Annotated in this window: 12 protein-coding genes, 1 tRNA gene and 2 pseudogenes; 4 read left to right on the top strand and 11 right to left on the bottom strand. The window is 51.9% G+C overall.

Going from position 1 to position 14043, the window contains the following annotated elements; translation table 11 throughout:
* Positions 1-41: 41 nt before the first annotated feature.
* The 5 genes from HB779_RS06225 to HB779_RS06205 form a co-directional block, all read right to left on the bottom strand.
* Positions 42-2249, bottom strand: coding sequence for a transglycosylase domain-containing protein (locus HB779_RS06225; RefSeq protein WP_188344902.1), 2208 nt, complete (start codon positions 2247-2249; stop codon positions 42-44).
* Between the two features lie 163 nt (positions 2250-2412).
* Positions 2413-3615, bottom strand: a complete 1203-nt coding sequence (locus HB779_RS06220; protein ID WP_188344901.1) for an integrase — start codon at positions 3613-3615, stop codon at positions 2413-2415.
* Positions 3594-3878: a hypothetical protein gene (locus tag HB779_RS06215; RefSeq protein ID WP_188344900.1), complete on the bottom strand. Its 285-nt coding sequence runs from the start codon at positions 3876-3878 to the stop codon at positions 3594-3596. The genes HB779_RS06220 and HB779_RS06215 overlap by 22 nt, the downstream gene beginning before the upstream one ends.
* Positions 3879-3948: 70 nt before the next feature.
* Positions 3949-4025, bottom strand: a tRNA-Arg gene (locus tag HB779_RS06210).
* 149 nt (positions 4026-4174) lie between these two features.
* A complete protein-coding gene (locus HB779_RS06205) occupies positions 4175-4621 on the bottom strand; it encodes a helix-turn-helix domain-containing protein (protein ID WP_188344899.1) in 447 nt (148 codons plus the stop codon).
* A gap of 86 nt (positions 4622-4707) precedes the next feature.
* Here HB779_RS06205 and HB779_RS06200 point away from each other — a divergent pair, with 86 nt between their 5' ends.
* The 4 genes and pseudogenes from HB779_RS06200 to HB779_RS06185 form a co-directional block, all read left to right on the top strand.
* Positions 4708-4965, top strand: a complete 258-nt coding sequence (locus tag HB779_RS06200; protein ID WP_371823915.1) for a multiprotein-bridging factor 1 family protein — start codon at positions 4708-4710, stop codon at positions 4963-4965.
* A gap of 508 nt (positions 4966-5473) precedes the next feature.
* Positions 5474-6724: pseudogene (locus HB779_RS06195) on the top strand (hypothetical protein); the annotation flags it as partial.
* A gap of 82 nt (positions 6725-6806) precedes the next feature.
* Positions 6807-7573 (top strand): IS5 family transposase gene (locus tag HB779_RS06190; RefSeq protein WP_371823908.1). Its coding sequence is split into 2 segments (ribosomal slippage): positions 6807-7128 and positions 7128-7573, totalling 768 coding nucleotides; the frame shifts between segments, so codons are not numbered across the junction.
* Positions 7570-8214: pseudogene (locus tag HB779_RS06185) on the top strand (hypothetical protein); the annotation flags it as partial. The gene HB779_RS06190 and the pseudogene HB779_RS06185, both read left to right, overlap by 4 nt.
* Before the next feature lie 1039 nt (positions 8215-9253).
* Here HB779_RS06185 and HB779_RS06180 read toward each other — a convergent pair.
* The 6 genes from HB779_RS06180 to HB779_RS06155 form a co-directional block, all read right to left on the bottom strand.
* Positions 9254-9451: a hypothetical protein gene (locus HB779_RS06180; protein ID WP_188344896.1), complete on the bottom strand. Its 198-nt coding sequence runs from the start codon at positions 9449-9451 to the stop codon at positions 9254-9256.
* 304 nt (positions 9452-9755) lie between these two features.
* Positions 9756-10793, bottom strand: a complete 1038-nt coding sequence (locus HB779_RS06175) for a hypothetical protein (protein ID WP_188344895.1) — start codon at positions 10791-10793, stop codon at positions 9756-9758.
* Entirely contained in the window at positions 10783-10941 is a 159-nt protein-coding gene (locus HB779_RS06170; protein ID WP_188344894.1) for a hypothetical protein, read from the bottom strand. Before HB779_RS06170 ends, HB779_RS06175 begins: the two co-directional genes overlap by 11 nt.
* A 21-nt stretch (positions 10942-10962) precedes the next feature.
* Positions 10963-13254, bottom strand: coding sequence for a tape measure protein (locus HB779_RS06165; protein WP_188344893.1), 2292 nt, complete (start codon positions 13252-13254; stop codon positions 10963-10965).
* Entirely contained in the window at positions 13241-13663 is a 423-nt protein-coding gene (locus HB779_RS06160) for an HK97-gp10 family putative phage morphogenesis protein (RefSeq protein ID WP_188344892.1), read from the bottom strand. The genes HB779_RS06165 and HB779_RS06160 overlap by 14 nt, the downstream gene beginning before the upstream one ends.
* Positions 13656-14006: a gene transfer agent family protein gene (locus HB779_RS06155; RefSeq protein ID WP_188344891.1), complete on the bottom strand. Its 351-nt coding sequence runs from the start codon at positions 14004-14006 to the stop codon at positions 13656-13658. Before HB779_RS06155 ends, HB779_RS06160 begins: the two co-directional genes overlap by 8 nt.
* Between the last annotated feature and the right edge of the window lie 37 nt (positions 14007-14043).

The raw sequence follows: 14043 nt of genomic DNA, 5'->3' as shown, positions 1-14043 counted from the left end.
AAGTGGCTATGGGCCGAAAAACGAGAGACCGTTTCGCGCGATCAGTTGCCCATGATCAGATCAAACAGCGTGGTCTTCCGGCTCTTCTGGCCGTTGCCGCCAACACCAGCAGGCGGCGTCGGGTGTGTCGATCCGGTCTGATCAGCGACATCAACCGGCGGCACAGGTGCGCCTTGATTGAGCTGAGCGGACGGCACACCCTCGGCCGCAGGTACGGTCGGATCCACGCCGGAATCAGGCAAAGCATCATTGCCATCGATGACAGGCTGGCTGACGTGATAATTACCCGGTAGTTCGGCAACCGGCACGCCCTTGTGCGCGGCGACCATAAATTCCTTCCAGGCAAGCGCGGGCAAACCGCCGCCTGTGATTTTCTTGGTCGGCTTGCCATCATCATTGCCAAACCAAACACCGGTCGTCAGGTTTGAGGTGTAACCGATGAACCAGGCGTCCCGGAAATTCTGGCTGGTGCCGGTCTTGCCCGCTGCAGGCCAGCCAAACTTTGCTTTGGTTGCAGTGCCGCTCTCGACTGTCTGACGCAGCATTGCATTCATCATGCCAACATTGCGGTCGCTGATAACCCGGTCTTGATTGGGGCTCTTATATTCGTAGAGCACTTTGCCATCGTGATCGGTAATGCGCCGGATGATATGCACCGGTGCTTTGTAGCCGCCATTGGCAAAGGGCACGAACGAATCTGTCAGTTCCAGCAGGGTTACCTCAGAGGTTCCGAGCGCGAGCGATGCATTGGCATTCAGATTGGAGACGATACCGAGACGATGGGCAGTTTCAACCACCGTACCGGGACCCACTTCCATAACCAGCTGGGCGGAAACGGAATTCAGCGAACGTGCCAGAGCTTCCGCCAATGTCACTTTGCCAAAATACTTGCCATTATAATTGCCTGGGGTCCAATTGCCGATGCGGATCGGCGCATCGGTGCGTACGGATTCCGGTGTGCGTCCCTGCTCAAGCGCCGAGAGATAAACAAACGGCTTGAAGGTTGAACCCGGTTGGCGCTTGGCTTCGGTTGCCCGGTCAAACTGACTGTTGGCATAATCATAGCCGCCGACCAATGCCCGCACGGCGCCCGTACCATCGACAGATACAAGCGCGCCCTGCGATACACTCATTTTCTGGCCGTTCTTCTGGATCAGATCGCGGATTGAGGCTTCACCCAACTTCTGCAGGCCAAGATCAACCGTTGTATCGATGACGACATCGGAACGGACGTCGCCGATCAAATCCGGCAATTCTTCCATCACGCGGTCGGCAACATAATGTTCCGAACCACTCCAATAGGCAGCCGCGCGGGTGGCGGGCTGCTTAATGGCAAAGGCAAGTTCCTTGTCGCCGATCATCCCCTGATCGCGCATCGCCGCGAGAACCAGCTGCGAACGTTCGGCGGCGGCTTTCGGATCGCGCGCCGGGGACAGGCGCGATGGTGCCTTAAGCAGCCCGGCAATAACAGCGGCCTCGGTCAGCGACACATCATGGGCGGATTTGTTGAAGTAACGGCGCGAGGCCGCTGCAACACCATAGGAACCAGAGCCAAGATAGACCCGGTTCAGATACATCTGCAGAATCTGGTCTTTCGAATATTTGTGCTCCAGCCACAAAGCGAGCAGAACTTCCTGCACCTTGCGTTCAAGCGTGCGATCCGGCGTCAGAAACAGGTTTTTTGCCAGCTGCTGCGTGATGGTTGAGCCACCCTGCACCAACCGGCCCGAGACAACGTTTGTCACCATAGCGCGGGCAAAGCCCACCGGATCAACGCCGAAATGCGAATAGAAGCGCCTGTCCTCAATAGCGACAACAGCTTGTGGCAGGTAAGGCGACATCTGGTGCAAACCGATAGCCTCACCGCCCGTGGCGCCCCGATTGGCAATCAGATCGCCTTCCACGGATACAATCTTTACATTGGGCGGCCGGTCAGGGATCGTCCATGTCGTGGTCTGAGGCATCTTGGCGGCGAAATAAATCACCATGCCTGCTACGGCGATACCACCCCAGATGCAGAGGACGAAAGACCAGTAGACCATACGGCGCAAGGCGCCAAAAAAACCGCTGCGCTGTCCGCGACCAGAACGGCTGCGCTTGGATTTCACTGATTTGCGCGCCGATGACTTGCGCTTCCGGCTTGGCACTGGCCTGTCCTCCGGGTCGGCACGCATGTCATCATCGCTCGAACGGCTGTTCGAACTGAACCCCGGCTCGATGCGCTGCCTGCCCTTGTCGCGTGATGCCATTAACTGAAATACCCGCCCCAAATGGTGCCACGAAATCCTTCGCGACCCGTTGCAGGGTAAATGCGGCGATTTAAGGTGCGGTTAAAAACGCCTAAGTTAATTATCGTTAAGGTTCAACGTGTTGGAACGGACGCGTTACCGCCCGTTACCGTTGTCGTTACCGCTATGTTCTGCGGCCTTTTAGACGAGCATCTGCGAAGCGTTCTGCAGCTTCTTCAGTTGCTCGATCATATACGGATGATGTGGTGCGCGTGCCGCTGTGTCCGGCGACTTTTGCGGCATCATCCGTTGTAGCGCCAGATGCACGACCTTCCGTGATTCCAGAAGCACGAAGGTCGCGAGCCCAGACTTTTGAGTCAATATTCGCGGCTTTGCGGTCCTCTGCCCAACGTTCGGTTATAGCGCGTGAGGCGTAAGGCAAACCTGTTGTCTCTGAGACGATGATTGGACCGATGCGTTTCTCCTCTGGCCAATGCGCAAGCTCTTCCATGACCATAGGAGCTTTCGACAAAGGGTATGCAACCGACTTTCCAGACGTGTTTGCAGTCTTTGAAGGTGTGAACTTCAACTGAAGATTATCATCGATGTTTTCCCACCGAAGGCCAAACCATTTCAATTTGGATTCTGTATCGACTACCTCGGACACTCCGCCTTTATCAATGGGCCACCACTGGCCGGCAACGTCCCAAAGACGCAAGGTGGTTTCATACACAAATGCATACAGAAGGGCAGAGGAAGGCCTGCCAGCGGCATGTGCTGCCTGTCGGGCGGCTATGGCTTGTTCTGCTGTTAGAACCGCCTCACGGCGCCTAGGTTGAGGTAAGCCTGCACGCGCCGTCTGAAGGATTTCTCGGAGCTCTATGCATCCGGCAAATCGGCGCAAGATGCCATGCCTAACTGCTGCCTCAAGAACGGCTCGGCAAGTTGCCGCAGCAGCTAACTTCTTATCGCCAGCACTCCATATTTTGTGCCAACGGATGACGTCGATACCCATAATGGAATCCACGCGCCGCGGCCCGATGTGCTCTTCTAGTTTGGAAAGGTAGTGTTTATACGGAATGAGGGATCCCGGCTTGAGTTTGTGGAATGCGCTTTCTTCATCCCGCTGATAGACTGAGAAGAGCGAACGAAGGGTGCCATCGAATGCCAGAGGATCGTGGCGATAGCCCGTTCGCCATAAAAGCATGTCAGCCTGCAGTGCATTACATTTCGCGACCAGCATGTCTGGATTATCGACAAGGAATGAAAGGTTTACTGTCTTCGGGCTGTATCCGCGCTTTACGTCTTCCTCATTGGCCACCCAAATAGGAGTGTGGCCATGAGCTCGCTTCATCCATTTTAGCCCTAATGCTTTCGGCCTTTCCATACACCCTCCCCACCATCAGGTAAGCCTGAGGTTCCAGTGGTTATGCCAAGATAAGTTTCATAGAAAACACGAACCAACGGAACAGGTCGACCCCCGTGAAAATCGTCAACTTTAGGAAAACCTGGCTTCCCTGATATTGTCGGAAGTCGCTCCTTGAGCCATCGCTGGGCTGCCTTTTTACCAACAATTGCTTCGGCAATTTCCGCGTCGCTAGCGAACAGCGGCAGTCCTGAAAATGGGTCGTTGTCATTGGCTGCACGCATTGTGCCTCCTTTTCGAAACATCTTTTCCAGTAACTAAAGAAAAGGCATCCGGTGGTTCGGATGCCCTCTTTGGTGAACACGGATGGAATCGAACCATCGGCCTAGGGATTAGAAGTCCCTCGCTCTATCCAGCTGAGCTACGCGTTCTGGATTTGGGTGGCCACCCTGTTACGATCTTCTTTTGGTCAGTCTTCTCATTCTGCTTCTCCTCAGGTTGGCCGTTCGGTCTTGGGAGGACTTTGCCGGCAATTGTGGTTCTCCTCGCGGATAAGGGCCGCTGTGGTGGTTCGGGTAGTTTAGTGTGGCCACCGGCTTTCGCTGTGTGCGAGCCAGCGGCGCCAGCGGCGGACAGTTGAAGGATGCACGCCAGTAACAGCTGCAATTGTACAAACGTCGTATCCCACCCGGAGCATGGAGACGATAACGTCACGGAATTTGCTTTGGGTGCGAGCAAGTAAGGAAACGCGGGCCTTGTGGTGCCGCATGATCTTATTCAAATCACCAGCCAACGGATTTCCCATGCGATTGCCGACAGCTCTATAGAGCATCTCGGCAAGTTTCAGCTCTTGCCGATCCTTGGCCGTACGGAAAACGTCGTGTGTCAGTTGGTAAAAGTCCTGCCAGCACATCATCGTGTCGCCCGGAATAAACGAATCCAGAGGCGTGCCTTTGGCATAGTCTTTTCCTTCAACTAGAACTCGACCAGTGATCTTGGGTCTGTCGGAAAGTCCTTCGACGTACATTGCGATGTCTCCTCGTTGCGCTCAGCAATAAACTTCTATATCAGTAAAAAACACCAACCTTGGTGCAAAGTCAACATTAATTATTGATGTTGGTGTTTTTTATTGAGGATAGCGCAATGAACCCCGCTCAATGTCGAGCCGCACGAGCAATGTTGGAATGGACGCAACCTGAATTAGCGAAGGAAGCTGGCGTCTCAGCATCCACTATTCGAGATTTTGAATCTTCACGGCGCATGCCTATTGCGAATAATCTCGCGGCGATCGAACGCGCCCTCACCGACGCCGGCGTGCTATTCATTGACCCGAATGGAAATGGACCAGGCGTGAGGCTAAGGGATCGCTAGGCACCGTGATCGCAATTGTGGATAAATTCTGCGCTAGTTTGAGTTGACGTTCACCGAGCTATAACGGTGACGCATGACAACCAAACGATCAGCCGTAATTCCACGAAAAATTTCCAGTTTTTGCCAAGTCCGCATTGCTCACTGTCTGCAACCAACGGAAGTAGAGGCATTACGTCTCTACCTGCTTCGAATATATAGCGAAGAAGAACTGCCTCCCCGTATTGGCGCAGGTATCAATTGGTACATCGTAGGCAAACTTTGCAACATCGCACCCGAGTACTTAATCCACTATTCGAAAGATATCCGTCCTATTTTCGACCTGTTAATTCGAGAATTGAAGCGACGGCCGAAATCCAGCAAAGAAACTTCCAGGACAGGTGAATTAGCTGCCAATCCTCCGGTTAATAAACCGAGGCGCCCACTTAAATCGGCAGTGTCGCCTATAATCGTAGAGACGTGGGATTACGAATTTAGTCCACGCAACAAACCGGGGAAAAAGGCTCAGCCAATCATTGAGTTTCCAGAAGCACTTTGGACGGACTGGCAGGATCAAGATACCTTACACGACGCACTTCGATTACACATGGACAGGCATGGCGACACCGTTTGGCAACTATCGCGGGCTGTAGTGAAATCAAAAGAGACCTTCAGCCTTACGACTTTGAAAAGCTGGCTGTCAGCAAAAAAGGCCCCAAGAAGTCTCGACAGCATGAGAATTTTGGAGCGTATCGAACGACGATACCGACTGCCATCGGGCTATTTCAAAGCGAAAATCCCACATCCATCGAGAGGTGCATATGGGCATCAAGTAGTCGACATCCTCCCCTCAGAAAGGAGGAGGCTCGCTTGGCACTTACCAGACGACTTCGAATCTAGATCAGCTCACGAACAGGAAGAAATTCTTTCTTGGGTGAGAAAGGTCATTGTGACGGGTTCGACGGACTATCGCCGATATCAAGCCGTTGCTAGTAAACAACATTATGCAATCCGCTTTTCAAACATCCACGATCGCCGACCTACGTTAGGTGCGATAAACGACGGCTTGATAAGTGAGATAGGTGACCCAGATCTGGCTAGTTCTGTTCGAGTAGCACCTATTCACCTACAGGCAGAGATGAAGGAGTTGCTGCGATTTAAGACATCTACCCTTGCCACCTTCGGTTATCAGCGAAATGGATTGTGGGGAAATGAAACAGCGGACCAGAAAATTGAGCATCTCGGTCTAATGTTTGGAGCGCTCGCCGCTTCTCCTCAGTGCGCCGTCCGCGGCCTTGGTGTTCCGGTAAAAAGCTTAACATTTGCCTTGCTCGTCTTTCCGTCAGTTTGGGACTGGTATCTACAGTGGCGTGAACAGAGACGAGGTTTCTATACTGCATGGGAAGTTGATATGCTGCGTGTTGCATTGGCTTTTACACGACACGACACGGGTTGGATTAGACAAACTCCTTCCTTGTCAAAAGCGTTGCGGCCAATTGAGGGCGTTGTTTCAATTGATGAGATACAAACCGTCAGAGCTAATTGGGATGCCGCCTGCGATATTTGTCATAAACACTGCACTGGACGCGTAAAAGAGATCAATAAAGTTGCACGAGTTCACCGAGACCCCTTTGAACCTATATTGCCTATCTTGGAAGCACCAAGCCCCGTAGGTGAGTACCGTAAGATTACGGACGAGATCATACGCCTCCTGCCGGATGAAAAGCGTTATCCACGTTCTGCGGCAGAATCTATTCGGTCGTTCCTAATGATTAGACTAGGACGTGTTGACAAAGAGGGTTTTCAAATCACGTAGGTTTTGATTCAAGGTAGCTTTCACGGAGGTTATCTTGATCCGAGGTTTGATGAGCGATGAGGAATGGGCCTGCCTGGAACCATTTGTGATTGAACGAGGCGCTCGCAGTGGGCGACGACCAAGAGATCACCGGCTTGTTCTGGATGGGGTATTTTGGATCGCACGGACAGGTGTCGCTTGGCGCGACTTGCATGAACACTTTGGCAAATGGTCATCAGTTTACCGCCAGTTCCGGCGCTGGACACTGTCGGGCTTGTGGGATGTGCTGCTTGAGGCCTTTAACGAAAGTGGTGACGGTAATCCCAGCCTGCAAATGATCGACAGCACAATCATCCGGGCACATCATTGTTCAGCCGGCGCTAAAGGGGGACTCCGCGTCAGGGTCTTGGCCGCTCAAAAGGTGGCTTTACGACCAAAATCCATCTCCGTATCAATGCGATGGGCCTGCCCATAGCCTTCACACTGACTAGCGGAGAAGTCTCGGACTTCAAGGGATACATGCCCGTTATGGACGCCGACGGACCCGCGCCAAAGGTGCTACTGGCTGACAAGGGTTACGATGCCGATTTTATTCGTCAGGACATGGAAAAGCGCGGTGGTATCGCCTTGGTGCCGACCAAACGCAACAGGCTCGTCCAGCTTCCCATCGATACCGCTATCTATGCCCTGCGCAACATGGTCGAACGTTGCTTCAACAAGTTGAAAAACGCTCGAAGGCTTGCAACCCGATACGACAAAACCGCCGACAGTTATCTCGGCTTCGTCCACATCGTCTCAATCCGCCTGTGGATGCGCCACTTTGTCAACGCCTCCTAGGCCTTCATCTTGGCGTCCGACAAAAGAACTTGCGCCAACTTTTGTTTTGCCCCAGAGGCGCCTTGCCTAGGTCGGAACGCCAACTTGCAGATCTCAAGCGCGGTGAACTGAGGTGGAGCGATCGTGATAATGGCTGGGAGGTATTGATACCCTCAGTCGCATTTAAGAATTCAGACTCTTCCTATTTTAGCAATAAGCCGTATCGTCTTATCCTGCCTGATCTAGCCGATCTTTATCGATACATAGACGATTACATAATGAAGCATCGCGCACGGCTCTTGGGGCCCGCAGCCGACCCTGGAACCTTCTTTGTAAAAACGGTAAAGGTATCCAGCAAGGATGCTTCGTACGACAGCATGAAGTTCTATGAAGCTTGGCGTTTGACGATTCAGAGATTTGGCATCTTTAATCCCTACACGGGGCGCGGAGTAATCAAAGGTTTGCTACCGCACGGGCCACACAATGTACGAGATGTATTAGCTACCCATATTCTCAAGAAGACTGGTTCTTATGAGCAAGCCAGTTATGCCATCCAAGACACTCCCGATATGGTTGCCAAACACTATGGGCGCTTTCTGCCGTTTGATAAGGCAGCTTTGGCCGCCAAAGTGCTAAACGAGGTTTGGCAAGAAGCAAGCTAGTCATTGCCAACCCCACGAGCTATCCTTCACCAATGATCACCATCCACAACCATCGTCAACAAACGTTCGGGCGCCATAGGGGCGCACCGCTTGTTTGTGGAGATGGAAATGAACTTCAAACGAAAGCGCCCGCGTATAGCGGCATGTGGTCTTTGCAAGCCCCATAAAACCAACGGTGCCTGTCCACGTCATAAGGATATGCGCCACGGCAATCGGAAACGATATCTGTCCGGCAGTGACCAGCTGCGGTGCGAGGCGATTAAAGGCGCGTGATTGAAATAAACATTCATTTGGTTTTGAAGGTAAAGCCTTCAAAGTGCACATTCTCAATCTCGGTTCCAGAAATGTAGATATAGCTTTGACTGTAATCGTGCGTTGAAATTGGGCGTGCTTGCAGAAACGATGACGTTGGTTTCTGAACATTGAGCTTCAGATAGAATTTTTCAGGGTTCTCTATGATGATGTGATCAATGTTGTTGCCCTCCCGGAGTGATATCTCCGTGGGGTAACCAGCATAGATAAGTCTCCTGTTCTCGTGTGTGACTTTCGTAAGAACAAAGCAAGTAAGCAATGTAGCCTCTCCTTGTGCAAGAAGGGGTGCAAGAGGGCCATACATTAATCTACCGATTAAACTTATTTTTAGTGAGAGGAACTGAACAGATATAGCCAACAAGTAGGACATTAAACAAATAACAATTACAGAAACGATGGTGATAATAGGAAAATTGACCGCAAAATTAATGATTTCATATCTGCGCTTGTCTTGAAAAATGTAAAGCTGACTATTGAATTCAACAATCGTAAAGTGATTGATGGAGCCAAAGAGCCACCACGACAATGCTAGCAGTGTTTTGAATAAAACGATGTAAAATATGAATATTATCATCGAATACAAAATAATTGTTATTGATGAGTATATTGTATTTGATGATAGAAATGGCCTCTTTATTTGAGACCCATGATAAACAGAGTATCTAAATATTAATCCCGGAACCAATAGCAAAAATAGCGCTAACGTCGACGCGCTGAGTGCCATAAATTAACCCGCACGCCGACGTATGTCTTTCTCGCCAGCCATAATGGCGCGAATTCTTGCCTTCACCTCATCAGTATTGAGTTCTGAGGTTTTCTTCTCTCTAGAGAGTTCTGTCATCGCACGGTAAACTGCTGAGAATGAACCGCCCGACTCGCGCTGCAAATCCTCAAGGATTTTATCTCTGCGTGCATATGCGTTCATGTTGGTCTCCACAAGAATCCCTATTTATTCAACGAGTCTCGTACGCTCATTGTTCCCGAATCGAATTACAGACCGGTTAATTTTGGGTTTCTGACTAATCCTATGTTCCTATTACGTAGTCGTCAACGAATATAGTGATTGTCTGTATATGTATCAAACTCCACCATGAAACATGCTGACATAGAGAGCCACCTTAACCACCCCTTTACCATCCAATCCTACGCTGGACAGCCTGGTCCCTATCGCCAGAAAAGCCCGATCAGCCATTGTAACGAGTATCGGCTGATCGGGTTTCTAGCCCTGATCAAACCCCTATCGCAATCCAGTCAACACGAGCATCGCCAGTATAGTTGGCCCCTGCTGTAGTCTTGGCGTTAACCGCAAACGCGGTCGCGGATGGAAACCCGAATTGCCGAACCTGCTGGAACGACACATTGTAAAGGTTGTGTCCATTCCAAGCGACGAGGTTGTAAGACGCTGCGCTGTTGAAGGTCGTGGGAAAGGTCACACTTCCGATTCCATTTGCGTCAAAAGTGACCGCATTGCTTCCATACTGAAAGATCAAGCCGCTCGGTAGCTTGTGCCAGTACGCACCGATCGTCCCGCCGTTTGAACCACCCATCGTGGCAAACATGGCCGATCCGGTTGCGTCGTCGAGAACGGTTCTCGCAAATGGCGTTAAATCGTACGTGGCTGCGGTACTGGCATCAGTGAAATAAACGCTTTTATTGGCCGCAACAGTAAGCCCAAGCAACGAGCGTCCCCACGCTTTGAAGGCCGTTAACGCCGCGGTTCCAGCGCCAGAGAAATACGCAATCTGGTCAGTGGCTGGTGTCAAACTAAAGAGGGATCGTGCCCAAGCTTTAAAATCAGCAAGAGCCGCAGTGCCAGTACCTGTAAAATATGCGATCTGATCCGCAGCGGGAGCGAGGCTGAATAGTGACCGCGCCCACACCTTGAAATCAGCGAGTGCCATTATTCCTGCATCTGTGAAATAGGGTATTTTATCTGCAGCGCCTGTTAATGACTGGAGAGCAGCAACGCTGCCGTTTGAAAAAGCAGTTATTAAATCACGCGCTGCTGCTGTGTATCGGGATCCATCCGGCTGGTACCGTAAACGATAAGGTACGGCCGAAAGGGTAGTGCCGGTCCAAGGAGTGGATAGCGTCGCGTGTGTGGCATCTGTTATCCCGGCGACAACGCCAACAAGGTTTTGAGCGTGAAACGTGTCACCTGGCTCAATGGCAGCCGCAGTAAGATTAGCTCCACCGGCAAACGTAATTGTTGTCGCACCATTCGCAAGTGATGCTGTTCCCACTTCATAATCTTGCTTAATCGCCATTATTTGGTGTGCCTTTCAAATATTCTGCCGCCAGCATTTCTGCCTCTTCGAAACCTGCGCGGCTGGCTTTCTCGAATTCCGCCTTTCGCTGTAAATAGTTGGCTGTTGGGCATGGCTTCGCCGTCGCCGCTTTCACGTCGTTTTCCATATTGGATTCCTTGGAGTTAGGTTATTTCCACTGTCTGGTGGATTTTGCCTTGGTCATTGTACTGAGGATGGTTGCAGGCAGTTCTGCTTTCATGCGATCCAAGGCCTGCTGAGTTTTTGCGACCGCCTCAACAGAAGCGCCACGGTTATCAATCACTGGCGAGAAATTGACGACAAGAGGTTGATTGCTGTTGGCAGCCGCCTGCAATCTGGGCACGCGAGGAGCTGAAAGTGACATCGATGGAGCGCCAACCAAACCGCCCTGCGCGTAACCTTGCATTCGCTTGAGGTTACTTACGCCAATTCGCTTGGTGGTCTCAGCATCAAAGACATACTCGCCTTTGTGAACGATACCTGCAGGATCGTACTTGCCGCCTGCGCCAGTATAACCGCCCTTGTCGAAGCCAAGGATTTTGCCAATGCCTTCGAAAATACCTCCACCAATGCCACCGCCTATACCACCGCTTGACGGCTTGAACAGAGCATCGAAAGCAGAATTGAGCAGCATTTCTGCGAGCTTTTTGAGCACGCCTGACAGCGCATCCTTAAGACTTTCTGCGCCGGTAATCGCACCAATAACGCCACTCTTGAAGGTGTCGTAGAACTCGGAAGCGGCAGATTCTGCGCGCTCCTGAGTTTCTTGGACTTTGCGCAACTCTGCAGCTTGACGCCCATAGGCATCAGCCACTTCGTTGATGCGCGTCACCTGCTCTGATGAAAGCTTGATGCTATCAAGATCAGTAACGCCTTTCTTGCGGGCCTCCTCTCGCAAATCAGCCAAAGCCGACTGCTCAAGATCGAGAGCCATCTTACGGGCTTCTTGCGCCTGATGGGACTTGCCCACCATTTCGGCTTCGAGGCGAAGTGCTTCTGTGCGGTCCTTTACCTGCTGGATGTCCGCCGTAATGCGGTCATCGGCAGTTTTCTTGACAGCTGGGGTGGCTGAGCTTTTGGGTTTGCTTGTGGCAGGTGGCTTGTATTGAGGATCGGCGAGCGAAATCGGATTGGGCGCGACAAAGTCGTCCTTTTTACGATCGGGGTTGCCGGGACGCATAACGATGGGCAACGCATCACCGTTGCTTGGATTCGGCAAGGTTGGGGAAATATTGCCAAGACCACCGCGAACCTCGGCCAGCCGTTTCTGAACTTCTGAAAGGCGAGCCAGCGCTTCAGTATTGTCAAAGCCAAGTGATGTATTCTTCTCTATCGTCTTCTGGAGCAGTTCCACCTGCCGAGACAAAGACGCGGTCTCATCTTTGGCCGCCGTCAGATCCGGGTTGATGACTCGGCCGCTTTCGTCCATCAGGCCGAGAGATTGATTCAGCCGAGTGAAAACATCCGAATTGCCGGCTTGATTCAGGAACTGCTCGAGTGCCCCGCCTGCTTCACGGATTTTCGAGATAAACCCAGAAACGTCGAAGTCGGACACCACTTTCGCAATATTATTAATTCCGCCAGCAAACTTTTCACTAGCGCCGGTCGTGGTGTTGAATTCGCGCGCCGTGTCTATCAGAGCTGTTTGAAAGTTTTCCATAGACTGGCCAAACGTGATTTGGACATCCTGGACTTTCTCTTGCAGCGATCCTGAACCGGCAATGAAACCCTCAAACAGAGCTTTTGATGATAGACCACCGGCGAGCATGATCGTCCGAAGCTTGGCAACGCTTCCTTCGGCTTCTTTTATGCCTTTGGCAGCCGCCTGTAGGATGGTCGGCGCCCCCTCTACAACGGAGTTGAACTCTTCGGCCCGAACAACTCCGGATCCCAAAGCCTGTGACAACTGTAAAAGAGCGCCGCTGGATTCCTGAGCGGACTTACCGGAGACGCGAAGCGCCAAAGCCACGTTGTCAGTAAAGGCAATGAGCCGGTCACTGGAGACACCAAGCTCGTTTTGTATCAACGACGCACGGCTATAGAGCTCGACAAGACTTTCGAGCGGAGCAGCATTTTTGACTGCACTATCGCGCAGCTTGCCGTACACTTCGTTCAATTTCTCGCCGGAGAGGCCTGCAACCTTGAGTGAATTATCAATGCGGGTGGCCGCTTCAGAGAATTTTACAGCGCCGCTGATAAATGCTCCGCCAATAAAGCCACCGGCAAGAATACCCCCAAGACCCCTTGCCCCAGACAGAATGCCGCCTAAGCCTTTTGATCCAGAGAATGCAGCGTTCATTTTGGTCGCTGCGCTCTTCGCCTGGGCTTCCATTCCCTTAAATTCCCGGCCAGTAATTTTACTGGCATTCTTCATCTGACGTTCTAAGAGCGCCGTTCGCGCCTCAAGTGTCAGGAGCAATCTTTCTTCATCCGTTGCCATTCCAGACCTTTCTGACTGCCTTGCTGACAGCAGTGTTCACACGCCGGGTGAAGCGCTTTTTGTTCGCGCGATATGAGACGTAGAAATAAGGAGAGGCAGCGGCGTTCTTCGTGCCGAACTCGACCCATTTGGCATAAAATGCCTTGTCATCACCGGCATAAATGGTGATTGCAGCGTTGCCTTTGGTAGCGTTCAAAGTGCCCATGGAAATAGAGCCCTTGGGCGCCTTTCCCCAAGTCCAACCGATCGATAGCTTGAGATCACCCTTGTCGACAGGAACAAGCGATTTCATCATGGCCACGATCTCGTTGGCACCAGTTTCCATGGCTTGCCTCATGGCAGTCTCACCCGCCTTTGCCATGGCCAACATCTTGCGTTGGACGCGTGCCAGCCCGCCGTCGTCAGCCATTGGCAGTTTCCGCTTCGGGTGTGTCTGTGCCGAAGAATGCGGCTTCCAGGATCATCAAGGCCAGCGACATGTTCTCGGACAGAGGCCGCTTCTCAACATACCGCTCGACAAGCTTGAGAGCGTCGACAGGCTTTGTTCCGCCGCCGATGAGGGCAAGCCGGATGATCTCTTTGATATCAGCGATCAGGTAGAGGCCGTTCCTGTGCATGGCGTTGAACGCGTTAAACAAGCTGCGGCCAGTCTTTTCTTCCCATTCCAGGGCTTCCGGCCAACCGAACTGAAAGTCATAGTGGCCGTCACCAAATGGTTGGTTGATTTTTGCATAGTGGTCTTCGTTAGACATGGATTCTCCAATAGAAAAAGCCCGCGTGGAGCGGGCA

Source organism: Phyllobacterium sp. 628, from assembly GCF_014189505.1.
Taxonomy (GTDB): domain Bacteria; phylum Pseudomonadota; class Alphaproteobacteria; order Rhizobiales; family Rhizobiaceae; genus Phyllobacterium.
Note: the sequence above shows the minus strand (reverse complement) of the source record. Positions and strands in the feature narration are given on the sequence as shown.